The sequence below is a fragment of the Pseudomonas sp. MWU16-30323 genome (assembly GCF_020515595.1).
Classification (GTDB): domain Bacteria; phylum Pseudomonadota; class Gammaproteobacteria; order Pseudomonadales; family Pseudomonadaceae; genus Aquipseudomonas; species Aquipseudomonas yamanorum.
Genome location: NZ_JAIWYM010000103.1, coordinates 1 through 344, shown reverse-complemented (window position 1 = coordinate 344; position 344 = coordinate 1). Strand labels below are relative to the sequence as shown.

At 57.0% G+C, this 344-nt stretch carries 1 protein-coding gene; it reads left to right on the top strand.

What is annotated here, in order from left to right:
* Positions 1–315: type IVB secretion system protein IcmH/DotU (gene icmH / locus LIY45_RS30640; RefSeq protein WP_226478734.1), on the top strand; the 315-nt coding region annotated here is incomplete at its 5' end.
* Positions 316–344 lie beyond the last annotated feature (29 nt).

The window sequence follows — 344 nt, the reverse complement described above, 5'->3', positions numbered from 1 at the left end:
CTGATCCAATGTCTGATCTCCGGCCTCAAGGGCAAATACGGCGCCCATGCCAAAGGCGATGACGAAATACAGAAGATCATCAACCAACTGCACGGCCTGTTGCGCCCGCTGCGCGGCGAGACACCCAAACGCCTGACTGATCCACTGAAAAATGTCGCGCCGCGCAATTACCGGATCAAACGTGCCTGGCCGTTGTGGACACCGTGGGCACTGGCCGCCGTCGTACTGGTCACCGCGTACTCGATCTACAACCTGCGTTTGAACGCCATCACGCGAGAGGTACTGACCTCACTGGACAAAATCCTCAAGCTATAACCCCTGCGCGAAAACCATCAGGAGGTCTT